At 67.6% G+C, this 23139-nt stretch carries 28 protein-coding genes; 23 read left to right on the forward strand and 5 right to left on the reverse strand.

Going from position 1 to position 23139, the window contains the following annotated elements; translation table 11 throughout:
- The first annotated feature begins 17 nt into the window (after positions 1-17).
- The 5 genes from hflK to V6M56_RS10730 all read left to right on the forward strand — a co-directional run bounded on the left by hflK (position 18) and on the right by V6M56_RS10730 (position 4598).
- The gene (gene hflK, locus V6M56_RS10710) at positions 18-1190 is read left to right on the forward strand and encodes an FtsH protease activity modulator HflK (RefSeq protein WP_332683542.1); all 1173 of its coding nucleotides are present in this window, start codon (positions 18-20) and stop codon (positions 1188-1190) included.
- Positions 1187-2119, forward strand: coding sequence for a protease modulator HflC (gene hflC / locus V6M56_RS10715; protein WP_332683543.1), 933 nt, complete (start codon positions 1187-1189; stop codon positions 2117-2119). The genes hflK and hflC overlap by 4 nt, the downstream gene beginning before the upstream one ends.
- A gap of 24 nt (positions 2120-2143) precedes the next feature.
- Positions 2144-2329 (forward strand): DUF2065 domain-containing protein, encoded by a 186-nt coding sequence (locus tag V6M56_RS10720; protein WP_332683544.1) that lies wholly within the window; start codon positions 2144-2146, stop codon positions 2327-2329.
- Positions 2330-2599: 270 nt separating this feature from the next.
- The gene (locus tag V6M56_RS10725) at positions 2600-4114 is read left to right on the forward strand and encodes a DegQ family serine endoprotease (protein WP_332683545.1); all 1515 of its coding nucleotides are present in this window, start codon (positions 2600-2602) and stop codon (positions 4112-4114) included.
- A 142-nt stretch (positions 4115-4256) separates the two neighbouring features.
- Positions 4257-4598 (forward strand): DHCW motif cupin fold protein, encoded by a 342-nt coding sequence (locus V6M56_RS10730; RefSeq protein ID WP_332683546.1) that lies wholly within the window; start codon positions 4257-4259, stop codon positions 4596-4598.
- 121 nt (positions 4599-4719) lie between these two features.
- Here V6M56_RS10730 and serB read toward each other — a convergent pair whose 3' ends face one another.
- A complete protein-coding gene (gene serB / locus V6M56_RS10735; RefSeq protein WP_332683579.1) occupies positions 4720-5610 on the reverse strand; it encodes a phosphoserine phosphatase SerB in 891 nt (296 codons plus the stop codon).
- 7 nt (positions 5611-5617) lie between these two features.
- On the opposite strand from serB, the gene miaA reads away from it, so the two are divergent.
- On the forward strand, positions 5618-6562 hold the full coding sequence (miaA, locus tag V6M56_RS10740; protein WP_442881132.1) for a tRNA (adenosine(37)-N6)-dimethylallyltransferase MiaA: 945 nt from the start codon (positions 5618-5620) through the stop codon (positions 6560-6562).
- A 10-nt stretch (positions 6563-6572) separates the two neighbouring features.
- Here the strand turns inward: miaA and V6M56_RS10745 are convergent, their stop codons facing one another.
- On the reverse strand, positions 6573-8036 hold the full coding sequence (locus tag V6M56_RS10745; protein ID WP_332683547.1) for a GGDEF domain-containing protein: 1464 nt from the start codon (positions 8034-8036) through the stop codon (positions 6573-6575).
- 334 nt (positions 8037-8370) lie between these two features.
- On the opposite strand from V6M56_RS10745, the gene V6M56_RS10750 reads away from it, so the two are divergent.
- The 5 genes from V6M56_RS10750 to V6M56_RS10770 all read left to right on the forward strand — a co-directional run bounded on the left by V6M56_RS10750 (position 8371) and on the right by V6M56_RS10770 (position 12489).
- On the forward strand, positions 8371-10134 hold the full coding sequence (locus V6M56_RS10750; protein ID WP_332683548.1) for an acetolactate synthase 3 large subunit: 1764 nt from the start codon (positions 8371-8373) through the stop codon (positions 10132-10134).
- 175 nt (positions 10135-10309) lie between these two features.
- A complete protein-coding gene (locus tag V6M56_RS10755; protein ID WP_332683549.1) occupies positions 10310-11020 on the forward strand; it encodes an aspartate/glutamate racemase family protein in 711 nt (236 codons plus the stop codon).
- Positions 11017-11724: a glutathione S-transferase family protein gene (locus V6M56_RS10760; protein WP_332683550.1), complete on the forward strand. Its 708-nt coding sequence runs from the start codon at positions 11017-11019 to the stop codon at positions 11722-11724. Before V6M56_RS10755 ends, V6M56_RS10760 begins: the two co-directional genes overlap by 4 nt.
- Before the next feature lie 2 nt (positions 11725-11726).
- A complete protein-coding gene (ilvN, locus tag V6M56_RS10765) occupies positions 11727-12263 on the forward strand; it encodes an acetolactate synthase small subunit (RefSeq protein ID WP_332683551.1) in 537 nt (178 codons plus the stop codon).
- Between the two features lie 7 nt (positions 12264-12270).
- Positions 12271-12489, forward strand: a complete 219-nt coding sequence (locus V6M56_RS10770; RefSeq protein ID WP_332683552.1) for a hypothetical protein — start codon at positions 12271-12273, stop codon at positions 12487-12489.
- Between the two features lie 121 nt (positions 12490-12610).
- Here V6M56_RS10770 and V6M56_RS10775 read toward each other — a convergent pair whose 3' ends face one another.
- Complete coding sequence (locus tag V6M56_RS10775; RefSeq protein WP_332683553.1) at positions 12611-13156, reverse strand: DUF924 family protein; 546 nt, start codon at positions 13154-13156, stop codon at positions 12611-12613.
- 161 nt (positions 13157-13317) lie between these two features.
- Here V6M56_RS10775 and V6M56_RS10780 point away from each other — a divergent pair, with 161 nt between their 5' ends.
- From V6M56_RS10780 to V6M56_RS10795, 4 genes are all read left to right on the forward strand, one after another.
- Complete coding sequence (locus V6M56_RS10780) at positions 13318-13986, forward strand: TetR/AcrR family transcriptional regulator C-terminal domain-containing protein (protein ID WP_332683554.1); 669 nt, start codon at positions 13318-13320, stop codon at positions 13984-13986.
- Between the two features lie 126 nt (positions 13987-14112).
- A complete protein-coding gene (gene ilvC / locus V6M56_RS10785) occupies positions 14113-15132 on the forward strand; it encodes a ketol-acid reductoisomerase (RefSeq protein WP_332683555.1) in 1020 nt (339 codons plus the stop codon).
- Positions 15133-15283: 151 nt separating this feature from the next.
- Positions 15284-15472 carry a hypothetical protein gene (locus V6M56_RS10790; RefSeq protein WP_332683556.1) on the forward strand — a complete coding sequence of 63 codons (189 nt, stop codon included), beginning with the start codon at positions 15284-15286 and terminating at the stop codon, positions 15470-15472.
- A 35-nt stretch (positions 15473-15507) separates the two neighbouring features.
- A complete protein-coding gene (locus V6M56_RS10795; protein ID WP_332683557.1) occupies positions 15508-15729 on the forward strand; it encodes a hypothetical protein in 222 nt (73 codons plus the stop codon).
- 327 nt (positions 15730-16056) lie between these two features.
- Here the strand turns inward: V6M56_RS10795 and V6M56_RS10800 are convergent, their stop codons facing one another.
- Both V6M56_RS10800 and V6M56_RS10805 read right to left on the reverse strand, forming a co-directional pair.
- Positions 16057-16425 carry a ComEA family DNA-binding protein gene (locus V6M56_RS10800; protein ID WP_332683558.1) on the reverse strand — a complete coding sequence of 123 codons (369 nt, stop codon included), beginning with the start codon at positions 16423-16425 and terminating at the stop codon, positions 16057-16059.
- Positions 16426-16645: 220 nt separating this feature from the next.
- Positions 16646-17182, reverse strand: a complete 537-nt coding sequence (locus V6M56_RS10805) for a DedA family protein (RefSeq protein ID WP_332683559.1) — start codon at positions 17180-17182, stop codon at positions 16646-16648.
- Here V6M56_RS10805 and V6M56_RS10810 point away from each other — a divergent pair.
- The 8 genes from V6M56_RS10810 to V6M56_RS10845 all read left to right on the forward strand — a co-directional run.
- Positions 17181-17303, forward strand: coding sequence for a hypothetical protein (locus V6M56_RS10810; protein WP_332683561.1), 123 nt, complete (start codon positions 17181-17183; stop codon positions 17301-17303). The genes V6M56_RS10805 and V6M56_RS10810 overlap by 2 nt on opposite strands.
- A gap of 313 nt (positions 17304-17616) precedes the next feature.
- Complete coding sequence (locus V6M56_RS10815) at positions 17617-18492, forward strand: ABC transporter ATP-binding protein (protein ID WP_332683562.1); 876 nt, start codon at positions 17617-17619, stop codon at positions 18490-18492.
- Positions 18489-19277 carry an ABC transporter permease gene (locus tag V6M56_RS10820; protein WP_332683565.1) on the forward strand — a complete coding sequence of 263 codons (789 nt, stop codon included), beginning with the start codon at positions 18489-18491 and terminating at the stop codon, positions 19275-19277. The genes V6M56_RS10815 and V6M56_RS10820 overlap by 4 nt, the downstream gene beginning before the upstream one ends.
- A 10-nt stretch (positions 19278-19287) precedes the next feature.
- The gene (locus V6M56_RS10825) at positions 19288-19788 is read left to right on the forward strand and encodes a hypothetical protein (protein WP_332683566.1); all 501 of its coding nucleotides are present in this window, start codon (positions 19288-19290) and stop codon (positions 19786-19788) included.
- 97 nt (positions 19789-19885) lie between these two features.
- Positions 19886-20917 carry an ABC transporter substrate-binding protein gene (locus V6M56_RS10830; RefSeq protein WP_332683568.1) on the forward strand — a complete coding sequence of 344 codons (1032 nt, stop codon included), beginning with the start codon at positions 19886-19888 and terminating at the stop codon, positions 20915-20917.
- Positions 20918-21162: 245 nt separating this feature from the next.
- A complete protein-coding gene (locus V6M56_RS10835) occupies positions 21163-21570 on the forward strand; it encodes a nuclear transport factor 2 family protein (RefSeq protein ID WP_332683570.1) in 408 nt (135 codons plus the stop codon).
- 97 nt (positions 21571-21667) lie between these two features.
- Positions 21668-22516: a pyridoxal kinase PdxY gene (gene pdxY, locus V6M56_RS10840; RefSeq protein WP_332683572.1), complete on the forward strand. Its 849-nt coding sequence runs from the start codon at positions 21668-21670 to the stop codon at positions 22514-22516.
- A 68-nt stretch (positions 22517-22584) separates the two neighbouring features.
- Positions 22585-23139 (forward strand): malonyl-CoA decarboxylase N-terminal domain-containing protein (locus V6M56_RS10845; protein ID WP_332683573.1); only part of this gene is annotated, 555 nt, incomplete at its 3' end.

Raw genomic sequence — 23139 nt, forward strand, 5'->3', positions numbered from 1 at the left:
CGAGGAACGGCTGAAGAATGCCTTGGAGCAACCAGAGCGGCGGTAGCGGAGGAAGTGGCGGAAGCGGCGGCGGAGGTGGTCCCTGGGGCCAGCGCGGCGGCGGCGGCAACGGCGGCGGCCCCTGGGGCGGCGGTCCGTCGGGCGGCGGCACCCCTCCCGATCTCGAGGAGATCATCCGGCGCGGCCAGGACCGGCTGAAGAACTTCATGCCCGGCGGCAATCTCGGCGGCCGCGGCGCGCTCCTGATCGGCCTCGGCCTCGTGCTGGTCTGGCTCGCGACCGGCGTCTACACGGTCCGCCCGAACGAGGTCGGCCTCAACCTGATCTTCGGCAAGTTCGTCGGCAAGACGGCACAGGGCCTGAACTACAACCTGCCCTATCCGATCGGCAGCGTGGTCAAGCCCCAGGTCACCAACGTCATCACCACCGAGGTCGGCTTCCGTACCGTCGAATCCGTGCGCGCCTCGCGCCAGAGCGACGTCGGCGAGGAGAGCCTGATGCTGACCGGCGACGAGAACATCGTCGACATCGACTTCATCGTGCAGTGGCAGATCGATCCCGGCGCGCCGGAGGCCTATGTCTTCAACATCCAGGACCCGCCGGGCACCGTGAAGGCCGTGGCCGAAAGCGCCATGCGCGAGATCATCGGCGGGCGCAACATCCAGCCGGTGCTGACCACCGACCGCGGCCAGATCGAGAGCGAAGTCCGCCAGCTGATGCAGGATACCCTCAACACCTATCGCGCCGGCGTGCAGATCAGGCTGGTGCAGCTCCAGAAGGTCGACCCGCCGCAGCAGGTCATCGACGCCTTCCGCGACGTCCAGGCGGCACGCGCCGACCAGGAGCGTCTGCGCAACGAGGCCGAGACCTACGCCAACCGCGTGGTGCCGGAAGCGCGTGGCCGTTCGGCCCAGCTCACCCAGGCGGCCGAAGCCTTCAAGGCGCAGACGGTCAACGAGGCGCTCGGCCAGATCAGCCGCTTCAACGCGGTCTTCGAGCAGTACAAGAGCGCGCCGGAAGTCACCCGCGAGCGTCTCTTCATCGAAACCATGGAGCGCGTCCTCGGCGGCATGGACAAGATCATCCTCGACCAGAACGGCCAGGGGCAGGGCGTCGTGCCCTATCTTCCCCTCAGCGAACTGGGACCGCGCCGTCCGGCCGGCCCGGCCCCGCAGGGAGCAGTGCGATGAGCGGCATTCTTCGTGTCGGCGCGCTCGTCATCATCGGCGCGGCCGCCGTCCTGTTCTATGCCGCGACCTTCGTGGTGCAGCAGACCCAGTCCGCCATCGTCCTGCGCTTCGGCGCGGTGCGCACGGTCGTCACCCAGCCGGGGCTCTATTTCAAGCTTCCGGCGCCGTTCGAGCAGGTCACCTATCTCGACAACCGCATCCTCGACCTCGACTTGCCGGCGCAGGAGATCATCGCTTCCGACCAGAAGCGTCTCGTGGTCGATGCCTTCACGCGCTACCGGATCTCCGATCCGCTGCGCTTCTATCAGGCGGTGAACAACATCCCGCGCGCCAATTCGCAGCTCGCCTCGATCGTCAACGGCCAGGTGCGCTCGGTTCTCGCCGAGGCGACCTTCACCGCCATGGTCCGCAACGAGCGCTCGCGGCTGATGAACCGCATCCGCGACGACGTGAACCGCGAGGCTGCCCGCTTCGGCATGACCGTCGTCGATGTCCGCCTGCGCCGGGTCGACCTGCCGCAGGCGAACTCCCAGGCGGTGTTCCAGCGCATGCAGACCGAGCGTCAGCGCGAGGCTGCGGAGGCACGCGCGCTGGGCGCCCAGCAGGGGCAGGAGATCAAGGCGCGCGCCGAGCGCGAGTCGACGATCATCGTCGCCGAAGCGCAGCGCAAGGCGGACGAGATCCGCGGCGAGGGTGAAGGCGAGCGCAACCGGATCTTCGCCGAAGGCTTCGGCAAGGCTCCGGAGTTCTTCGCCTTCTACCGGTCGATGCAGGCCTATGAAGCGAGCCTGAAGGCTGGCGATACGCGGATGCTGCTCTCGCCCGACTCGCCCTTCTTCCGCTTCTTCAACGACCCCGCGGGCGGCAGGTCGGGAGCAGCGCCGGCAGCGTCCGGCGCTGCCCCGGCGGCCGGCCCCGCCCAGCCCTGATCGCAAGCGGGCGGCGGGGGCGGCATGACGGATTTCCTCGCGGCACTGGGCCTGGTCTTCGCGATCGAGGGCATCCTGTTCGCCGCGATTCCGCATCTCGCCAAGGATGCGCTGCGCAGCGCCGCCGAGACGCCGCCCGATCGCATGCGCCTGATCGGCATCGTCTCAGCGGTCGTCGGCGTCATGCTGGTCTGGTTCGTGCGGGGCTGAGCTATGCCCCGCATGAGGTAGAGCCGGATCCGGTCAGGTTGCCGAGCAATCCGAGCGGCGCGTGCTCTGGCGGACAAGTGGCGGCCCGCCGGGGATGCGCGCCCAATTCCGCGGCCACAAGCGCGTGATAACGCGATCTCGCGTCGCCCTTCCGCCGCATTTTGGCGTTCTGAGTTGCGTTCGGATTTCGGCTGCGCTGCAATGCTTGGCAAGGCGTGGCCCGGCAAAAGGCGCCGCCCGGCAAGGCGCGACATTCATACGAGGACATCGATGGCAACCAAACTTTCCCATGGCTCCCGTCTGACGCGCATCGCGGTCGTCGCCGGCTTCGCGCTCGGCGTCCCGCTGGCAGCGCCGGCCTTCGGCCAGGCGACCGCCGTTGCGCCGCTGGTCCAGGGCCAGATCTCGCTGGCGGACCTCGCCGAGCGGGTGATGCCGGCGGTGGTCAACATCGCCGCCGTGACGACCAGCGAGACGCGCGGCCGCACCCTGCCGCAACTGCCGCAGCTCGGGCCGGACACGCCGTTCGGCGACCTGTTCGAGGAGTTCTTCAACCGCCGCGGCCAGGGCCAGCAGGGCGAGCGCCAGGCGCCGCAGCAGCGCCGGGCCCAATCGGCCGGGTCGGGCTTCGTCATCGATCCATCGGGCATCGTCGTGACCAACAACCACGTCATCGGCGACGCCAACGAGATCACGATCGTGTTCGGTGACGGGCTGCGCCTCAAGGCCGAGGTGGTCGGCAAGGACACCAAGGTCGATCTCGCCGTGCTGCGCGTGAAGCACGACAAGCCGTTGCCCTTCGTCAAGTTCGGCGATTCCGACAAGATGCGCATCGGCGACCCCGTGATGGCGATCGGCAATCCGTTCGGCCTCGGCGGCTCGGTCTCCTCGGGCATCGTCTCGGCCCGCAATCGCGACATCCAGCAGGGTCCCTACGACACCTATATCCAGACCGACGCGGCCATCAACAAGGGCAATTCCGGCGGTCCGCTGTTCAACATGGCGGGCGAGGTCATCGGCATCAACACCGCGATCCTGTCGCCGACCGGCGGCTCGGTCGGCATCGGCTTCGCCGTGCCGTCCTCGCTGGCCACGAATATCGTCGATCAGCTCAAGGAGTTCGGTGAGACGCGCCGCGGCTGGCTCGGCGTGCGCATCCAGAACGTCGACGAGGCTACCGCCGAGGCGCTCGGCCTCGGCGCGGCGCGCGGCGCCCTCGTTGCCGGCGTCGACGACAAGGGCCCGGCCAAGCCGGCCGGTCTCGAGATCGGCGACGTGATCGTCAAGTTCGACGGCAAGGACGTCAAGGATTCGCGCGATCTGCCGCGCATCGTGGCGGGGACCCCGGTCGGCAAGGACGTGCCCATGCAAATCATGCGCAAGGGCAAGGAGCTGACCAAGACGGTGAAGCTCGGCCGGCTCGAGGACGGCGAGAAGGTCCAGCCGGCCTCGTCCAAGCCAGCGCCGGAGGCCGCCAAGCCGGCGGTGACCTCGGCGCTCGGCCTCGAGCTCTCGGCCCAGAGCGAGGAGCTGCGCAAGCGCTACTCGATCAAGGAAGGGCTCAAGGGCGTCGTCATCACCAAGGTCGACAGCAACTCGAACGCCGCCGACAAGCGCATCCTCGTCGGCGAGCTCGTCGTCGAGGTCGGCCAGGAGGCGGTGAACTCGCCCGAGGACGTGACCAAGCGCCTCGACGCCCTCAAGAAGGAGGGCAAGAAGTCGGCGCTGCTGCTGGTCTCGAACGGGCAGGGCGAGGTCCGCTTCGTCGCGGTCTCGATGAACTGAGCCGCCATTCTCCCGGCGCAGATCGCAAGGGGCGGCCGCGAGGCCGCCCCTTTTGCGTGAGTGATCACCGCCATCAGCCTTTTGCATTGGCAAGGGGCGCCGGCAGCGGCCAGAATTCGCGCGGCTGCGGGAGGACTGCCAGATGCAGATGAGCGAGATTCCGTTCGGGACGACCGACTGGTCGACGATCGAGCCGGAGTTCCATGCCGGGGAGCAGGGGCAGGCGAGCTGGCGCACGCGCCGCTTCGGGCCGGGCGAGAACGCGATCCGGGTGCGGATGGTCGAGTATTCGCCGGGCTATGTCTCGGACCATTGGTGCGAGAAGGGGCATATCCTGCTCTGCCTCGAGGGCGAGCTCGAAACCACGCTCGCCGACGGGCGGGTCATGCTGCTGCGCGCCGGGATGAGCTACCAGGTCGCCGATGGCGCCGAAGCGCACCGTTCGCGGGCGCCCAAGGGCGCGCGGCTGTTCATCGTGGATTAGATCGCTCGTCATTGCGAGGAGCGTCAGCGACGAAGCAATCCAGGGGCCGTTGTGCGAGCCCGCCTGGATTGCTTCGCTTTGCTCGCAATGACGACGGTGGGGACACTCCGATCCGCAGGCGCTAATTCCTGACGATCTCCTCGCCGCGATAGCCCTGGGCATAGAGCAGCGCCGTCAGGTCGGCATGGTCGAGCCTTGCATCGGCTGCGGCGGCGACCGCCGGCTTGGCCCGGAAGGCGACGCCGAGCCCGGCCTCGCCGAGCATGGCGAGGTCGTTGGCGCCGTCGCCGACGGCGAGCGTCGCCTCGTGCGGCAGGCCAAAGCGGCCGCGCAGCTCGACCAGCGCGTCGAGCTTGGCCTGCTTGCCGAGGATCGGCTCGGCGACCTCGCCGCTGAGGAGCGCCCCGGTGCCGAGCAGGGTGTTGGAGCGATCCTCGTCGAAGCCGATCGCCTTGCCGATCGGCCCGGTGAAGACGGTGAAGCCGCCGGAGACCAGCGCGGTGTAATGGCCCTGCGCCCGCATGGTGCGGACCAGCGCCGCGCCGCCCGGCGTCAGCGTGATGCGCTCGGCGATGATCTCCTCGACCACGGCGAGCGGCACGCCCTTGAGCAAGGCGACGCGCTCGCGCAGCGCCGGCTCGAAGGCGACCTCGCCGCGCATGGCGCGCTCGGTGATCTGCGAGACCTTCTCCTTCAAGCCGACATAGGCGGCGAGCTCGTCGATGCATTCCTGGCCGATCATGGTCGAATCCATGTCGGCGAGGAACAGGCGCTTGCGCCTTGCCGCGACCGGCTGGACGAGGATGTCGACGGCCGCGCCGTCGAGCGCGGCGCGCAGGGCCGCTTCGAGCTTGCGCGGACCCTGCGCTTCCGCGAAGAGGTCGGCGGCGATCTCGCCATCGAGGCGCGCCAGGGTCGCCGGCCAGGGCGATGCGGCGCGCAGGCGCGCCAGCAGCGCCTCGTCGAGCAGGGCCTGGCCGTGGGCGGAAACGAGCGTGGCGACGAGCGACATGGCGACGATGGACCTGGGAACCGGAGCCGGGGTGACGTTCAGGGCGGTGCTCATCGCAGGTCCGACAGCGAGCGGCAAGTCGGCGCTGGCGCTGGCCTTGGCGGAGCGCTTCGGCGGCACCGTGGTCAACGCCGATTCCATGCAGGTCTATCGCGACCTCGCGGTGATCACGGCGCGGCCGACGCCGGCGGAGATGGGGAATGTGCCGCATCGTCTCTACGGCCATGTCGATGGCGCGACGAACCATTCGGTCGCTGCCTATGCCGCCGAGGCCGCGGCGCTGCTGGATACATTGGCGGGGCAGGGGAGCCTGCCGGTGCTGGTCGGCGGGACCGGGCTCTATTTCAAGGCGCTGACCGAGGGGCTCTCGGCGATCCCGCCGGTGCCCGAGGAGGTCCGCCTCCGGTTCCGGGAGCATGCGGCGCAGCGCGCGACCGGCGAGCTCCATGCCGAGCTCGCCGGCAAGGATCCGGAGATGGCGGCGCGGCTGCGCCCGAGCGACCGCCTGCGGGTGATGCGGGCGCTCGAGGTGCTGGCGGCGACCGGCCGTTCGCTCGCCAGCTTCCAGGGCGAGCGCGAGCCGGGGCCGCTTTCCGGCCAGAGGCTGTTGCAGATATTCCTGGCGCCGGAGCGCGCGCTGGTGCGGCAGCGGATCGACCGGCGCTTCGACGAGATGATGGCGCAGGGCGCGCTGGACGAGGTCGCGGCGCTACGGGCAAGGCGCCTCGACCCGCTGCTGCCGGTGATGCGGGCGCATGGCGTGCCCGGCCTGATCGCCCATCTCGACGGCAGGCTCGGGCTCGACGAGGCGGTGGCGCGGGCTAAGGCCGATACGCGCGCCTATGCCAAGCGGCAGATGACCTGGTTCCGCCATCAGATGACCGGCTGGCACGCCGTGGCGCCGGAGGCGGGCCTCGCCTTCGCGCTCGCCGAACTTGCCCGGCCGGATTGAGCGGTTCGCGTCAGGCGGCTGCGGCGATGTCGCCTTCGGCGCAGCGGATGCAGTCGCGACCTTCATTCTTGGCGCGATAGAGCTCCTTGTCGGCGCGGGCGACGAAGGCGGCGAAGCCCTCGCCCGGCTGGCGTGTGGCGACGCCGATGCTGGCCGTGACCTGGAGATCGAGCGCCTCCGAAACCGGCAGATGGGTCCGATGCAGGGCTTCCCGCAGGCGCTCGGCGATGCGCTGCGCCTCGCGCGCTCCCGTCCGTGGCAGCACGACGGCGAACTCCTCGCCGCCGAGGCGCCCGACCAGGTCCTGGCCGAGGCGCATCTGGCTCAGCAGCAGGTCGGCGAAGGCGCGGATGACCGCGTCGCCGGCGGCATGGCCGTGATTGTCGTTGACCTGCTTGAAATGGTCGAGGTCGATGATGAAGAGCGAGGTCTCCTCGCCCCTGGCCTCGCCCGCCGCGATCTCGGCATTCGCCTTCTCGATCAGCGAGCGGCGGTTGAGCAGGGTCGTGAGCGGGTCGATCTCGGCCAGGCGGCGCAATTCCTGCTCACGCTCCTCGCGCTGGCCGATCTCGTGCGAGAGGGCGCGCCGCGTGGCGCGCTCCTTGCCGATCTCGAGCGCCAGCGTGGCCGCCCGGCTCTGCAAGGTGAGGTTGGCGAGCATCAGCTCGGAAATGTCGGTGAGCGTCATCACCAGCCCGTCGCCGAGCGGCGCGAGCGCGATCTGCAGCCAGACCTCGCGACCGTCGACCGCATGGCGGGTCTCGAACATGTCGCCGCGGCGCAGCTCCATGACATAGAGGCAGCGGCGCCAGACCGTGTCGTCGGCGAGGAAGGGCAGGGCCTGGCGCCCCTCCGCGTCGATCAGCGTGCCCTCGGGCGCGCCGGCCATGGCGGCGGCGCGGCGGTTGGCGGTGATGATGACGGTGCGCTCGATATTGCCTTCCACGTCGCGCACGGCACGCAGCGCGACGATGCCGGCCGGCGAGGTGTCGAGCACCGTGGTCAGCAGCTCCTCATGGAAATGCAGCGGCTTGCTGAAGACGATGAGGCGGCGCTGGCCGTCGGCAGAGGTCGTCGGCAGCACCAGGCGCTCCCAGAGGCTGACGCGGACGGTCTTGACGGCACGGTGGATCGAGTAGAGCGGCTTTCCGCTGGCCAGCGCCCCGTCATAGCAGGCGATGGTGAAACGGGCGGTCTGCGGCGGCATGTTCGAGACGCGCTCGCCGGTGCGGTCGCCGCCGACATGGCGGGCGATGTCGCGGCCGAAATGCTCGTAGACGTAGTCGCCGGTGCCGGTCGGCGCCATGATCATGATGTCACGGCTGCAGAAGGAGAGCAGTTCGGCGCTGAAATCCTCGAAGAGGGCACCGCCGGACGCGGCCTGCGCGCTGCGGTCGAAGCGACGCAGCAGGTCGGCGACTTCGGGAGCGTAGGCCCTCTCGACGATGTTGTGGGTATGGACTTCCTGATACATCGGCCCCGGCTTCCGTCTCCGGGATCGCTAGCAGAGGGGTCTTGAGAAAGTGTTCCCTTACGGCAACAAAACCGCTGGTAAATTGCCGGCGGCAGCGCGATTTCGCGCGGCGCGCCGCTTGACCGGCCGGCGGCGCTCGTCTAGCCTCCGCCAAATTCGTTCACTGCAAGGGCGCGACATGCGCAAGCTCATTCTCGTAAAGGTGCGCTGGTAGGGGCCGGTTTCACAAACCGCGCGTCCCCGACGCCAGCGCACGCCCAGGCCCCTCCGAGGGCCTTTTTTATTGCCTTTTTTCCGCCCGACCCCGACAAGACAGACCGCGCAGGAGACCGTTATGAGCGAGATGATGACCGGCGCCGAAATGGTCGTTCGTGCCCTCCAGGACCAGGGCGTCGAACATCTCTTCGGCTATCCCGGCGGCGCCGTGCTGCCGATCTATGACGCGCTCTTCCAGCAGGACAAGGTCAAGCATGTGCTCGTCCGGCACGAGCAGGGGGCGGTCCACGCGGCCGAGGGCTATGCCCGCTCCAGCGCCGGCAAGGTCGGCTGCGTCCTCGTCACCTCGGGCCCCGGCGCGACCAACGCCGTCACCGGCCTGACCGACGCGCTGCTCGACTCGATCCCGGTCGTCGTCATCACCGGCCAGGTCCCGACCCATCTGATCGGCTCCGACGCCTTCCAGGAATGCGACACGGTCGGCATCACGCGCTCCTGCACCAAGCACAACTATCTGGTGAAGAGCATCGCCGACCTGCCACGCATCCTGCACGAGGCCTTCTATGTCGCGGCCAATGGCCGGCCCGGCCCGGTCGTGATCGACGTGCCCAAGGACATCCAGTTCGCCACCGGCGCCTATAGCCGACCGCGCGACAACCAGCACAAGACCTATCGGCCGACGGTCAAGGGCGACCTCAACAAGATCAAGGCCGCGGTCGAGCTGATCGCCAAGGCGAAGAAGCCGGTGTTCTATACCGGCGGCGGCGTCATCAATTCCGGCCCGCACGCCTCGGCGCTGCTGCGCGAGCTGGCGCGGCTGACCGGCTACCCGGTGACCTCGACGCTGATGGGGTTGGGGGCCTTCCCGGCGGCCGACCGGCAATGGCTCGGCATGCTCGGCATGCACGGCACCTACGAGGCCAACCTCGCCATGCATGACTGCGATGTCATGATCAATATCGGGGCGCGCTTCGACGACCGCATCACCGGCCGGCTCGACGCCTTCTCGCCGCGCTCGAAGAAGATCCACATCGACATCGACCCGTCCTCGATCAACAAGAACGTCAAGATCGACATCGGCATCGTCGGCGACTGCGCCCATGTGCTCGAGGACATGGTCCGGATCTGGCGCGAGACCTCGCCGCAGATCGACAAGACGGCGCTGACCGCCTGGTGGACCCAGATCGACGGCTGGCGGGCAAGGAACAGCCTCGGCTACAAGCAGTCCGGCACGGTGATCAAGCCGCAATACGCGATCGAGCGGCTCTACGAGCTGACCAAGGACCGCAATACCTACTTCACCACCGAAGTCGGCCAGCACCAGATGTGGGCGGCGCAGTATCTGCGCTTCCAGGAGCCGAACCGCTGGATGACCTCGGGCGGGCTCGGCACCATGGGCTACGGCCTGCCGGCGGCGATCGGCGTGCAGATGAAGCATCCGGATGCGCTCGTCATCGACGTCGCCGGCGAGGCCTCGATCCTGATGAACATGCAGGAGATGTCGACGGCGGTGCAGTACCGGCTGCCGGTCAAAGTCTTCATCCTCAACAACGAATACATGGGCATGGTGCGCCAGTGGCAGGAATTGCTGCATGGCGGGCGCTATTCGGAGAGCTACTCGGCCTCGCTGCCGGACTTCGTCAAGCTGGCGGAAGCCTATGGCGGCCACGGCATCCGCTGCTCCGACCCGGCCGATCTCGACGCCGCGATCATGCAGATGATCGAGACGCCCGGCCCGGTGATCTTCGACTGCCTGGTGGCGAAGGAAGAGAACTGCTTCCCGATGATCCCGTCGGGCAAGGCGCATAACGAGATGATCCTGCCCGATTTCGAGGGCGACACCGGCGAGATCATCGACGCCAAGGGCAAGCAGCTGGTTTGATGAGGCACCGTCATGCTCGGGCTTGACCCGAGCATCTCAGGCGGGGGGCGCCGGCAGGCGCTTTCTCGTCAGGAGATTCTCGGGACTGCGTGGAGTTTATCCTTGGGCCGGCCAAAGGTCGGACCCGAGGGCTTCGCCCGAGAATGACGGCATCGGCGCGATATTGGGGGACCACATGGCGACCATCGGCCTGATCGGCGGAATGAGCTGGGAATCGACGGCGGTCTATTACCGCCTCCTCAACGAGGGCGTGCGCGAGCGCGCCGGCGGCCTGCACTCGGCCGACATCCTGCTGCATTCGCTCGACTTCTCGCCGATCGCCGAGATGCAGGCATCCGGCAACTGGGCGGCTGCCGGCGCGGCGATGGCGAACAGCGCTCGCCGGCTGGAAAGCGGCGGCGCCTCCTGCATCGTGCTCGCCACCAACACCATGCACAAGCTCGCCGACCAGATCACCCAGGCGACGAATCTGCCGTTCCTGCATCTCGCCGACGTTACGGCCAAGGCGATCCGTCGGACGGAAAGCCGCCGGCCCCTGCTGCTGGCGACCCGCTTCACGATGGAGCAGCGGTTCTATCGCGATCGGCTTGGCGCCTTCGGTGTCGAGTCGCTGGTGCCGGACGAGGCGGAGCAGGCGGAGGTGCATCGCATCATCTACGAGGAGCTCTGCCGCGGCCGGGTCGAGGCCGCCTCAAAGGCGCGCTACCGCGAGATCGTCGCACGGGCGGTGCGCGAGCAGGGCGCCGACGGCGTCATCCTCGGCTGCACTGAGATCATGCTGCTGGTCTCGCAGGCGGATTTCGCGGTGCCGGCCTTCGACACCACGGCGCTGCATGTCGAGGCCGCGCTCGATTTCGCCGCCGAGCTGGCGCGGGAGGCGGCGTGAAACTGGTCATCGCCAACAAGAACTACTCGTCCTGGTCGCTGCGGCCCTGGCTGGCGCTGACGGAGTTCGGCATCGCCTTCACCGAGGAGCTGGTGCCCTTCGGTCCGACCTTCGACGATCCGGACTGGAAGCGCGCGGTCTCGGCCTTCACGCCGGCCGGCAAGGTGCCGGCGCTGGTCGACGGGCCGATCACAGTCTGGGATTCGCTGGCGATCCTCGAATATCTCGCCGAAAAATACCCCGACCTTGCGATCTGGCCGCGCGACCGGGAAGCGCGGGCGATGGCGCGCTCGATCTGCGCCGAGATGCATTCCGGCTTCGGCGCGCTGCGCAATGCCTGCCCGATGAACCTCGCCTGGATCCATCCGCCGCGCGAGCGCGGCCCGGCGGTGGCGGCGGACGCTGCCCGCATCACCGGAATCTGGCGCGAGGCGCGGCAGCGCTTCGGCGCGGGCGGACCGTTCCTGTTCGGCGGCTTCAGCGCGGCGGACGCCATGTTCGCACCGGTCACGGCCCGCTTCACTACCTATTCCATCGCGCTCGACCCCGTCAGCGCCGCCTATGTCGAGGCCGTCCAAGGCACGGCCGGCTTCCGGGCCTGGCGCGAGGCCGCGCTGACGGAGCGCTGGATCGTCGCCGAGGACGAGATCGACGAGCCGGTCCTCACTGATTTCCGCCCCCATCTCAGCCGCAGCAGGGCCTAACGATGAACACGACGCATTATCCGACCGCCCCGACCGCCCAGCCGATCGCGCGCCATACGCTGGCGGTGATCGTCGACAACGAACCCGGCGTTCTTGCCCGCATCGCCGGGCTGTTCTCTGGCCGCGGCTACAACATCGAGAGCCTTACGGTTTCCGAGACCGAGCACGAGAAGCACCTGTCGCGCATCACGGTGGTCACCTCCGGTACTGCCAATGTCATCGACCAGATCAAGGCGCATCTCGACCGGCTTGTGCCGGTGCACCGGGTCGTCGACCTGACCCTGCAGGGCGAGGCGCTGGAGCGCGAGCTCTGCCTGCTCAAGGTCGTCGGCAAGGGCGATCACCGCGTCGAGGCGATGCGACTGGCCGCGGCCTTCGGGGCGCGCACGCTTGACGCCTCGCTGACCTCCTTCGTCTTCGAGCTGACCGGCTCGACCGAGGAGATCGAGCGCTTCATCAAGCTGATGACGGTGGTCGGCCTGACCGAGGTCTCGCGCACCGGCATCGCGGCGATGAGCCGCGGCCCCGACGCGATGTGATCGGTAGATGAGCCCCGAAACGCTCAACCTGATCGCGCTCGCCTGCGGCGGCGTCGGCTTTGCCTGCTTCGCCTTCCCGATCGTGCAGCGCCTTTCGGGCCGCGCCGCCTCGGAGCCGCTCGGCAGCGGCAAGAGCCTGCGCTCGCCGCTCTGGTGGGCCGGTTTCGTGCTGACCATCGTCGCCATCTTCCTGCAGCGCATCGCGGCGCAGCAGGCGGGCGGCTGACCGCCGTCGACGCCCGGCCTTAGAGCATCGGACCGAAAAGTGGAATCCACTTTTCGGAAGAATTCGATGCTTTGACAAAGAGATAGATCGCCACTTCGCGCCCGATAGGACGCGCGGCGATCTAGCCGCTGAAGCCGCCCTCGGTAAGGAAGGCCTGTTCCTCCTGCGTCGTCCGGCGTCCCAGAACCGGATTGCGATGCGGGAAGCGACCGAAGTCGCGGATGATGTCGCGGTGAATCTCGGCGAACTTCACGCCTTCCGGGTCGTCGGCGGCCTCGCAGAGCGCAACGCAGCGCTGCTGGTCGGCGAGGTCCTCGGAATGCATGAACGGCATGTAGAGGAAGCGCCGTTCCGGGTTCTCGAAAGCCTGGTCGAAATCGCGTGCAATGGCGCGCTCGGCGACGGACAGCGCCAGGGCGTCGGCGGCGAAGGCCTGCGGCGCGCCGCGGTAGAGGTTGCGCGGGAACTGGTCGAGCAGCAGCAGCAGGGCGTAGACGCCTTCGGGCGTGGCCTCCCAGTCACTGAGCTCGCCGCGGGCGGCTGCCTCGACTCCGGCGAGGAAGCGCCGGCGAATCTCCGCATCGAAGGGCTCGTCCTTGACGAACCATTTTTCCGGGCCGGCCTTGCGCCAGAAATCGACGATTGCGGTGGCGGCAGGCGCGGTCATGGGCGGGCTCCGATCGGGCTTTCTGCGGGGCAGAGGACGTGCCGATTATATAGGCCACGCTCCACCACCATGGGAGGTCGGCGGCTTGCCGCTTTCCGCTTGCACGCCGGCAAGGGCTGCTATAGACGACGGAACCGTAACGTACGGTACTGTTCCGAGCCATGGCCGATCCCGCAACCGACAGGCAAGCAGAGGCGCTGACACCACGGCAGCTCGCCGTGCTCGATGCCGTGCTCGGGCTGATGGTGGAGAAGGGCGACCAGCTGACCATGGCCGCCGTCGCAAGGCGGGCGAGCTGCTCGAAGGAGACGCTCTACAAATGGTTCGGCGACCGTGATGGCCTGCTGACCGCGACCGTGCAATGGCAGGCCTCCAAGGTCCGGGCCGGCAATTACGACCGCCAGAAGCTCGATGCCCTGTCGCTGCGCGACAGTCTGATCCGCTTTGCCGCCAACTGGCTCGAGGTGATCTCGAGCCCGACCTCGATCGCGCTCAACCGCCTCGCCATCAGCCATGCCGCAACGCGCGAGAGCAATCTCGGCGGCATCGTGCTGGCCAATGGGCGCTTTGCCATCGGCGAGCGGCTGCGGCCGCTGCTCGAGGCCGGGCGCGAGGCCGGGCTGCTCGATTTCGACGATCCGGAGACGGCCTTCCGCAGCTTCTTCGGCCTTGTCGGTCGCGACGTGCAGATCCGCCTGCTGCTCGGCGATGCGCTGAAGCTCAGCGGCGTTGAGATCGAGCGCGACGCCGCAAGGGCGGCCGACCAGTTCCTCGCACTTCACGGGCGGGCAGAGCATGTTCCGCAAAAGTGGAGACCACTTTTGCGATAAGAACATGCTCAATCTTTTGATTTGGCGCGAATTCCTTTCGTTCGACCGATTCCGGTCGAACGGAAAGCGCGCCAGCCTGTACCGAAAGCCTGAAGAAACCACGCAAACCAAGGAAGGACGCATCCCATGCGCGTTTATTATGACCGCGACGCGGACATCAATCTGATCAAGGGCAAGAAGGTCTGCATCGTCGGCTACGGCAGCCAGGGCCATGCGCATGCGCTCAACCTGCGCGATTCCGGCGTCAAGGACGTCATCATCGCCCTGAAGGCCGGTTCGGCGACCCGCAAGAAGGCCGAGGACGCCGGCTTCAAGGTCATGACCCCGTCCGAGGCCGCCAAGGTTTCCGACATCATGATGATGCTGACCCCCGACGAGCTGCAGGGCGACATCTATCGCGACGAGCTGCATGGCAACATGAAGGAGGGCGCCGCCCTTCTGTTCGCGCACGGCCTCAACGTCCATTTCAACCTGATCGAGCCGCGCAAGGATCTCGACGTGCTGATGGTCGCGCCGAAGGGCCCGGGCCACACCGTGCGCTCCGAGTACCAGCGCGGCGGCGGCGTGCCGACCCTGATCGCGATCCACCAGGATGCGACCGGCAATGCCCATGATCTCGGCCTGTCCTATGCCTCGGCCAATGGCGGCGGCCGCGCCGGCATCATCGAGACCACCTTCAAGGAAGAGTGCGAGACCGACCTGTTCGGCGAGCAGGTCGTGCTCTGCGGCGGCCTGGTCGAGCTGATCAAGGCCGGCTACGAGACCCTGACCGAGGCCGGCTATGCGCCCGAAATGGCCTATTTCGAGTGCCTGCACGAAGTGAAGCTGATCGTCGACCTGATCTATGAGGGCGGCATCGCCAACATGAACTACTCGATCTCCAACACGGCGGAGTTCGGCGAGTACGTCACCGGCCCACGCATCATCACGGCGGAGACCAAGGCCGAGATGAAGCGCGTCCTGGCCGACATCCAGTCGGGCAAGTTCACCCGCGACTGGATGCTCGAGAACAAGGTCAACCAGACCTCGTTCAAGGCGACCCGCGCCCGCTATGCCGCCCATCCGATCGAGGAAGTCGGCGCCAAGCTGCGCGACATGATGCCCTGGATCAAGGCCAAGGCGCTGGTCGACAAGTCGAAGAACTGATCCGGCCAGCGGCGGGCACGTCGCCGCCCGCGATAGACGAAGACGAAGACGGGCGCCCGCGAGGGCGCCCGTTTGACGTTGGATCGCCGGTGACGGGAACCCGGCCGCCCGTCCGGCGTTGATGCTTCAGCCACAACAGCAGGAGCGTCCGATGATCCGCGAACAGGCGCCGACGCAGCGGGAAGCCCGGGAAGGCCGGCCGCATCATCCTCCCGGCAAGGGAAAGTCCGCCGCCGCAAACTGGCCGTCACGACAGGAGCGTCTGTTTTTCGCCCTGCTCGGCGGCTGTCTCGGCCTGACGCTGGTCGCGAGCGCGATGCTGCGCCTGGTGACGGGCTGAACGCGGCCGTCAGGCCGCCGACGAGGGAGACGACGATGGCAGAGGATGTGAGGGAACGGGAAGCCCGCATTCCGACGGAAGGCGGCCAGCCGATTCCGCCGATGCGGGCCGATACGCATTCGAACGCCGAGCCGGCGGTCGAAACCGCAGTCGAGGCGCGTCAGGGCTTCCTCGGCAAGCCGGTGCTGATGGTGCTGATCTGGGGGCTGGTGCTGACGGTCGTCGCCTGGATCGCCGTCGAGATGATCGCCTATTGAGCGAAAGCCGGCCGCTGCCGGCTTTCGGCCACGCCTGAGGGACTGGCCTAGGACGGGACTGGATCGAACGAAACGGATCACCAGCAATGGAGGCGGCCATGGAACCGGTCAAAAGCCTGCATGACGTCCATCACGGCCTTCAGTTCACCCTGGCGCACCTGGCGCTGGGCGCCTCTTTCGCCCTGCTGGTCGTGATCGTGCTCGGCGTGCTGTGAGCGCGAGCCGCGGCTTGCGAGACGCTACGAGGACCGCAGAGCGACACCGATAGGAACGACATGCCGAAAGGCAGGAAGCCGGCCGTCCTCGCGACGGCCGGCTTCTGGGCGTTCAGAAGGTGATCTTGTCCTTGATGTCGGCCTCGACATTGGCCGGGAGGACATTGCGCTTCACCAGATCGTCGAAGTTCTTGAACTTGGCCTTGGCGCGCTCCTCGATGATCTTCTTGGAGCGGGCCTCGCCGATGCCCTTCAACATATCGAGTTCGCTGGCGCTGGCGGTGTTGATGTTGACCTTCTTGGCTTGCGCCTGGCCGGCGGCCGGAGCTGCGGGCTTGGCCGGTTGCGCGGTGGGGGCTGCAGGCATCGTCGCCGGGGCGGCCGGCTTGGCCGGCGTTGCCGGCTGCGTCGTCTGGGCGAGGGCAGGGCCGGCGGCGATGGCGAGCGCGGCGAGGCCGAGAGCGAAACGAGACAGTGTCATGACTGGACTCCTGAAGTCCCGCCCGGCGGGGGAGAGCGCGCGGATGCCGGGCTGTCCGCTGCGCGCCGCGACGGGCTTGCACCATCGGTGCTGCAGGCCTGTCGCGACGTCACAAGGTCTGGGCCCGGCGGGCTGAATGCCCCCTGAATGGCGCGTTCAGCGCAATGTCGGTCAGAGCCGGATCCGATCAGCTTGCCTTGCAAACTGATCGGATCCGGCTCTAGCGCCCTGTGAACTGCATCATCATTTCGGTCGCGCGCCCGGCGCCATAGAGCAGGCCGAAGCCCCAGGCGAAGGAGGCGCCGAAATTGGCGAGCTGGAAGGGCCAGAACGGCATCTTGACGATGCCGGCGACGAGCGCGACCACCGCCCGCACCGGCCCGAAGAAATGCCCGATGGCGACGCCGAGTACCCCCCATTTCTCGAAGAAGTCGTGGCCACGCTGGAGCAGTGCCGGATTGTCGCGCAGCGGCCAGTAATGGTCGACGCGCGGGCCGAGCAGCAGGCCGACCCAGTAGGAAGCCCAGAAGCCCGAGGCCGCACCCAGCGAGGCTGCAAGCGAGAGCGGAAGCAGGTCCAGGCCTGAGGCCCCGGCGGCCGCGCCGAAGGCGGTGAAGAAGACGGTCGCCGGGACGACCCAGGACAACAGCGCGACGCATTCGGCGAAGGCGACGAGGAAGACGATCGGCAGCGCCCATTGCTGGTTGGCGCGCATGAACTCGACGAGGGCCGGCATCCATTGGTCGAGCGGCGACATGATCAACGGCTATTCTCCTGTAAGCGCGCGCAGCGATACACCAGAAGCGCCGGCGTTTCGCCAGGCGGATGCGAAAAAGGTGGCACCGGCTTTTCGCGACGATCCTGCTCCAGCTTCTTGATGAGAGAAGGCTGCTCAGTCCCGCCTGGAGCCTGCTACCTTTACTCGGAACCACCGCCGTCATCCTGGACAAGCCGCGAAGCGGCGTAGATCCGGGATCCATCGTCGGGCGCCGGCGCCCTATGATGGATCCCGGGCCGAGCTTCGCTCGCCCAGGATGACGGCAGTGGTTCCGCGAGAAAACAACAGACTCTGGCCTCGCCATGCGGGTTGCCTTCGCCGGATGATCGCCTACTGTCCCGCCGAACGGGGAAACGACCGGGAGGGCGGCGCTCGAGGGCGCGACGCTCCACCCGGCAGGGGAAGCGAGATCGATGCAGCCTAAAGACAGCCCGCCGGAGGCGGCGGGCGCGGGGAACGCCGCCGCGGCACCGGCCGTCAGCCTGGCGGGGCTGGACATCACCTTCCACCTGCAGGGCGGCTCCCGATACCAGGCGGTGAAGGCGATCGACCTTTCGGTCGCCAGCGGCGAGTTCGTCTCGGTGGTCGGCCCGACCGGCTGCGGCAAGTCGACCCTGCTCAACGCCGCCGCCGGCCTGCTGGCCCCTTCGGCCGGCAAGGTCGACATCTTCGGCAAGCCGCTTGCCGGCCTCAACCGCCGGGCCGGCTATCTCTTCCAGCAGGATGCGCTGATGCCGTGGAAGACGGCGCTCGACAACGTCAAGGTGGCTCTGGAGCCGATGGGCGTGTCCGATGCCGAGGCCGACCGGCGCGCCCGCGACTGGCTGGCGCGCGTCGGCCTGCGCGCCTTCACCGAGCGCTATCCGCACATGCTCTCGGGCGGCCAGCGCAAGCGCGTGGCGCTGGCGCAGATGCTGATCCGCGATCCCGAGATCCTGCTGATGGACGAGCCCTTCGGGCCGCTCGACGCGCAGACCCGCCAGATCATGGGCAATCTCCTGCTCGAGCTCTGGTCGAAGGACCGCAAGGCGCTGATCTTCATCACCCATGATCTCGAGGAGGCGATCGCGCTCTCCGACCGGGTCGTGGTGATGTCGGCCGGCCCCGCCGCCGGCATCGTCGCCGATTACCGGGTGCCGCTGCCGCGCCCGCGCGATATCGCCGAGATCAGGCTGGAGAAGGCCTTCCACGAGATCCATCGCGACATCTGGTCGTCGCTGCGGGTCGAGGTGCAGAAGGCCTACGCCATGGGCGAAGGCAAGGAACTGGTCGGGGAGGGGAGCCCGTGAGCCGGCTCAAGCTGCTTTTGCTGCAGGTCATGGTGATGGTCGCCTGCCTGGCGATCTGGCATGTGATCAGCAATTTCCCGATCTTCGGCGACGTCAAGACGATCCGCTTCTTCTTCTCGACGCCGATCGACGTGCTGGCACGGACCTGGAAACAGCTCACCGGTGCCGAGATCTACTGGCATCTCAGCATCACCCTGACCGAGACGGTGCTGGCCTTCGTCATCGGCTCGGCCGCCGGCATCTTCTTCGGCTTCGCCTTCGCCAGGAATGCGCTGCTGGCGGCGGTGTTCGACCCCTATATCAAGGCGGCGAACGCCCTGCCGCGCGTCGTTCTGGCGCCGATCTTCGCGCTCTGGTTCGGGCTCGGCATCTGGTCGAAGGTCGCGCTCGGCTTCACGCTGGTGTTCTTCATCGTCTTCTTCAACGTCTACCAGGGCGTCAAGGAGGTCTCGCCGACGGTGCTGGCCAATGCCCGGATGCTCGGCATGAACGAGCGCCAGCTCTTCCGCCATGTCTACTGGCCCTCGGCGCTGACCTGGATGTTCTCCTCGCTGCACACCTCCGTCGGCTTTGCGCTGGTCGGCGCCGTGGTCGGCGAATATCTCGGCTCCTCGGCCGGGCTCGGCTACAAGATCCACGAGGCCGAGAGCGTCTTCGACGTCACCGGCGTGTTCTCGGGGATGCTGATCCTGGCGCTGTTCGTGATCCTGATCGACTCGCTGGTCACCATGGTCGAGAACCGGCTCCTGGTCTGGCGGCCAGGGCAGAGCTCGACGACGACCTGAGGACGGGCGGGTGATCGCGCTCCGGAGCGGCCGGGTTGCTGCGGCGGCCGTCACGCTCGCCTTGTCCTGTCCGGTCGGCACGGCAAGCGCCGTCGCCGAGACCAAGGCCATGCTGCAGGTCAATGCCGATGGCCGGGCCGGGGCGAACCGGCATCGGTTGGCCCTCACCAGTCGCGCCGCCGACGGGCGCGACGTGATGCTGGTCATCTCCTGCCGCGTCGACAATGCGGCAACCTATGGCGTTGCCCTCGATCTCGGGGCGGGCCCGATCTGGAACATCGAAGGCGAGAGCGTCCGGGTTTCGCAGGACGGCGCGCAGGACCTCACCCGGCGGATGGATGTGCGCGACGAATATCTGACGCTCGGCGGACGCTCGGCGATCGCGGCTTTCAAGCCGTTGCTCGCCGCGGGCTCGATCGGCTTTGCCGTGCGCGGTCGCTACACAGCCTCTTTCGACCTCGCTGCCGTCGGTGCCGAGGTCCGGCGTTTCCGCGAACTGTGCCCGACATGAAGCGGCGTGCCGACGCTTGCCGCCAGCCGTTGATACCGCCTATCGTCCTGCCCGAACGCGCCTCTCAGAAGCGCTCACCGACAACCCGGAGGAACCCATGAACTTTTCCCGCCGCACGGCGCTCGCCGCGCTCGCTGTCACCACCGCGCTCGGCTTCTCGGCACATGGCGCTCTCGCCCAGAATGCCGAAAAGCCGAAGCTGACGCTCGGCGTCGGCGGCAAGCAGCTGCTCTACTACCTGCCGCTGACGGTCGCGGAGAAGAAGGGCTTCTTCAAGGATGAGGGGCTCGAGGTCGAGATCAACGATTTCGGCGGCGGCGCCAAGTCGCTGCAGGCACTCATCGGCGGTTCGGTCGACGTCGTCACCGGCGCCTATGAGCACACCATCCGCATGCAGGCCAAGGGCCAGGACATCCGGGCGGTGATCGAGCTCGGCCGCTTCCCGGCGATCACCATCGCGGTTCGCAAGGACCTCGCCGACAAGGTCAAGACGGCGGCCGATTTCAAGGGCCTGAAGATCGGCGTGACGGCGCCCGGCTCCTCGACGGCGCTGACCGCGCAATACGCCATGGTCAAGGCCGGGCTGAAGGCGACCGATGCGCCGATCATCGGCGTCGGCGCCGGCGCCAGCGCGGTCGCGGCGATCAAGCAGAAGCAGGTCGACCTGATCTCGCATCTCGATCCGGTGACCTCGAAGCTCGAGGCGGACGGCGATGTCGTCGCGCTGATCGATACCCGCACCGAGGCCGGCACCAAGGCGCTGTTCGGCGGCGCGAACCCGGCCGCCGTGCTCTATCTCAAGAACGAGTTCGCCGAGAAGAATCCGGTGACCACGCAGAAGCTGGTCAACGCGCTGATGAAGTCGCTGAAATGGCTGGAGACGGCCAAGCCCGAGGACGTCGCCGATCTCGTTCCGCCGGAATACCATCTCGGCGACAAGCCGCTCTATCTGCGCGCGGTCAAGAACTCGCAGGAGAGCTATTCGCGCACCGGCATCGCGACGCCCGAGGCGATGAAGAGCATGTACGATTCGCTGAAGCTGCTCGATCCCGAGATCGCGAAGTCCGAGGTCGACCTGAAGACGACCTTCATCGACACGTTCGCCAAGAAGGCGGCGGCCGGCTCCTAGAGCCGGCTCCGATCAGGTTGAAGCAACCCGATCGGGAATCCGCGCCTAAACTGATGATAGAGAACGCGCCGATCAGTGCGCAGCAATCTGATCGGCGCGTGCTCTAGGACATCGGAGCAGGATCGTCGCGAAAGCCGGCTCCCGCTTTTTTCGCATCCTGCTCTCGCGCTGTAGCTGCGCGGGACAGGCTGGACTTGCACCGGGAGGCGGGTCAGACTGGCAGGCTTGACGTAAGGAGAGCCGCCATGGTCGAGCGCGCCGTCGTCGAAGCCCTGATCCGCGATGCCTATGCGGCCCGCCACCGCGGCGATCTCGATGCGCTGATGGACTGTTTCCACCCCGACTGCAGCTATCGGCTTGCCGGCGGTCCGGATGCCGCGCCGATGTTCATGCGGCCCGACGGGCAAGCCGCCGTGCGCGAGCAGATGGCCGGGCTGATCGCGACCTTTGTCTTCAGCAATATCGAAGAGCTGGCGATGACGGTCGATGGTGACACCGCGACGCTGCATTGGCGCGCCGACGTCGCCTGCACGCCGACCGGCCGGATGGGAACATTCGAGATCATGGACGTCTTCACCTTCGCCGACGGCAAGCTCAAGAGCGTGACGCAGTTCACCGACACGGCTGGCGTCGCCCGGCTGACGGCGGCGTGAGCGGCCGAGCATGATCCCGGCCATCAGCGCTTTCGATTTGCGGTCCGGGGTGGCGAGCGGCTAGACCTTGCCTCCCGCCACGAGCCTGCCTGGCCCCATGAACATCCTCTCGATCCAGTCCCACGTCGCCTATGGCCATGTCGGCAATGCCTCCGCCGTGTTCCCGATGCAGCGACTCGGCGTCGAGGTCTGGCCGATCCATACCGTGCAGTTCTCGAACCATACCGGCTATGGCGACTGGAAGGGCCGGGTCTTCGACGGCGGCATGATCGACGAGGTGATGGAAGGCATCGCCGAGCGCGGCGTGCTGCCGTCCTGCAACGGCGTGCTCTCCGGCTATATGGGCTCGGCCGATATCGGCCACGCGATCCTCTCGGCCGTCGAGCGCGTCCGTGCCGCCAATCCCAAGGCGATGTATTGCTGCGACCCGGTGATCGGCGATGTCGGGCGCGGCATCTTCGTGCGCCCGGGCATTCCGGAGTTCATGCGCGAGCAGGCCGTGCCGGCCGCCGATATCGTGACGCCGAACCAGTTCGAGCTGGAATTGCTGACCGATGTCGAGGTCCGGAACATGAGCGATGCCCATCGCGCCGTCGAGGCGCTGCGCGACGCCGGGCCGAAGGTCGTGCTGGTGACCTCGCTGATCACCGACGAGACGCCGGACGATGCGATCGACCTGATGGCCGCCGATGCGCAGGGCTCCTTCCGGGTCCGCACGCCGAAGATCGACCTCAGCGTCAGCGGCGCGGGCGATGCGGTCGCCGCCCTGTTCTACGTCCATTATCTGCGCGAGGGCTCGGCCGCGGCTGCGCTCGCCAAGGCCTCCGCCTCGATCTACGGGCTGCTCAAGCGCACCAAGGAGGCCGGCTCGCGCGAAATCCTGACGGTCGCGGCGCAGGACGAGTTCGTGACGCCCTCGCACCAGTTCGCGCCCGAGCCGGTCTAGGTCCGTGAAAATCCGCCGCGACCTCAGCCGTCATTCCGGGACGCTGCGTAGCAGCGGGCCCGGAACCCATGAACACGACGGGTCGTCAGGAAACGCTTCCCCGCAGCGGCGCTTCTCCCTGCAAGCTCGTGGTCATGGGTTCCGGGCTCTTCGCTGACGCGAAGTCCGGAAAGACGTGGTGCTTCCTTGCGAAGGCTTCGGCGCCGGCGCTCGCGTTTGCACTGCGGGAAACTCGTATAGGATACGGGCGGATCGAAGCGGGGGCAGGCATGGACATGGCGTTTCTCGGTGATCTCCTGACGACCGTCGCCGACCGCGGCCGGGCGCTGATCAACTTCGAGCGCTTCTCGTCAGGCCGACGCGAGCCGCTGGCCAAGCTCTGCGAGCATCTGCTTTCGGGCCGTGGCGAGGCCTCCGGCATGGCGCTGGCGCAGGCCGTGCTCGAAGAATGGGAGCGGCTCGACGCCGCCGGCCGGCTCGCCTTCTTCCAGATGCTGCAAGAGAGCTTCGGTCCCGATCACGCCCGGCTCGAGGCGGCGCTGGCGCGTTATCGCGAAACGCCGGACGCGGCCGCCGTGGCGCAGCTCCACCTTGCTTCCGAGCCGCGCCGGCAGGAGCTGTTC

The sequence above is a fragment of the Allobosea sp. genome (genome assembly GCF_036675845.1).
Lineage (GTDB): Bacteria > Pseudomonadota > Alphaproteobacteria > Rhizobiales > Beijerinckiaceae > Allobosea.

What these genes read in the sequence shown, in the direction of transcription:
- V6M56_RS10750 (WP_332683548.1), top strand. Translation starts at nt 8,371, where the DNA reads ATGAGCGAGATGATGACCGGCGCCGAAATGGTCGTTCGTGCCCTCCAG.
- ilvC (WP_332683555.1), top strand. Translation starts at nt 14,113, where the DNA reads ATGCGCGTTTATTATGACCGCGACGCGGACATCAATCTGATCAAGGGC.
- V6M56_RS10770 (WP_332683552.1), top strand. Translation starts at nt 12,271, where the DNA reads ATGAGCCCCGAAACGCTCAACCTGATCGCGCTCGCCTGCGGCGGCGTC.
- serB (WP_332683579.1), bottom strand. Translation starts at nt 5,610, where the DNA reads ATGTCGCTCGTCGCCACGCTCGTTTCCGCCCACGGCCAGGCCCTGCTC.
- ilvN (WP_332683551.1), top strand. Translation starts at nt 11,727, where the DNA reads ATGAACACGACGCATTATCCGACCGCCCCGACCGCCCAGCCGATCGCG.
- V6M56_RS10755 (WP_332683549.1), top strand. Translation starts at nt 10,310, where the DNA reads ATGGCGACCATCGGCCTGATCGGCGGAATGAGCTGGGAATCGACGGCG.
- hflC (WP_332683543.1), top strand. Translation starts at nt 1,187, where the DNA reads ATGAGCGGCATTCTTCGTGTCGGCGCGCTCGTCATCATCGGCGCGGCC.
- miaA (WP_442881132.1), top strand. Translation starts at nt 5,618, where the DNA reads ATGGACCTGGGAACCGGAGCCGGGGTGACGTTCAGGGCGGTGCTCATC.
- V6M56_RS10830 (WP_332683568.1), top strand. Translation starts at nt 19,886, where the DNA reads ATGAACTTTTCCCGCCGCACGGCGCTCGCCGCGCTCGCTGTCACCACC.
- V6M56_RS10725 (WP_332683545.1), top strand. Translation starts at nt 2,600, where the DNA reads ATGGCAACCAAACTTTCCCATGGCTCCCGTCTGACGCGCATCGCGGTC.
- V6M56_RS10805 (WP_332683559.1), bottom strand. Translation starts at nt 17,182, where the DNA reads ATGTCGCCGCTCGACCAATGGATGCCGGCCCTCGTCGAGTTCATGCGC.
- V6M56_RS10810 (WP_332683561.1), top strand. Translation starts at nt 17,181, where the DNA reads ATGATCAACGGCTATTCTCCTGTAAGCGCGCGCAGCGATACACCAGAA.
- V6M56_RS10815 (WP_332683562.1), top strand. Translation starts at nt 17,617, where the DNA reads ATGCAGCCTAAAGACAGCCCGCCGGAGGCGGCGGGCGCGGGGAACGCC.
- V6M56_RS10745 (WP_332683547.1), bottom strand. Translation starts at nt 8,036, where the DNA reads ATGTATCAGGAAGTCCATACCCACAACATCGTCGAGAGGGCCTACGCT.
- V6M56_RS10835 (WP_332683570.1), top strand. Translation starts at nt 21,163, where the DNA reads ATGGTCGAGCGCGCCGTCGTCGAAGCCCTGATCCGCGATGCCTATGCG.
- V6M56_RS10800 (WP_332683558.1), bottom strand. Translation starts at nt 16,425, where the DNA reads ATGACACTGTCTCGTTTCGCTCTCGGCCTCGCCGCGCTCGCCATCGCC.
- V6M56_RS10730 (WP_332683546.1), top strand. Translation starts at nt 4,257, where the DNA reads ATGCAGATGAGCGAGATTCCGTTCGGGACGACCGACTGGTCGACGATC.
- V6M56_RS10795 (WP_332683557.1), top strand. Translation starts at nt 15,508, where the DNA reads ATGGCAGAGGATGTGAGGGAACGGGAAGCCCGCATTCCGACGGAAGGC.
- V6M56_RS10790 (WP_332683556.1), top strand. Translation starts at nt 15,284, where the DNA reads ATGATCCGCGAACAGGCGCCGACGCAGCGGGAAGCCCGGGAAGGCCGG.
- V6M56_RS10780 (WP_332683554.1), top strand. Translation starts at nt 13,318, where the DNA reads ATGGCCGATCCCGCAACCGACAGGCAAGCAGAGGCGCTGACACCACGG.
- V6M56_RS10775 (WP_332683553.1), bottom strand. Translation starts at nt 13,156, where the DNA reads ATGACCGCGCCTGCCGCCACCGCAATCGTCGATTTCTGGCGCAAGGCC.
- hflK (WP_332683542.1), top strand. Translation starts at nt 18, where the DNA reads ATGCCTTGGAGCAACCAGAGCGGCGGTAGCGGAGGAAGTGGCGGAAGC.
- pdxY (WP_332683572.1), top strand. Translation starts at nt 21,668, where the DNA reads ATGAACATCCTCTCGATCCAGTCCCACGTCGCCTATGGCCATGTCGGC.
- V6M56_RS10720 (WP_332683544.1), top strand. Translation starts at nt 2,144, where the DNA reads ATGACGGATTTCCTCGCGGCACTGGGCCTGGTCTTCGCGATCGAGGGC.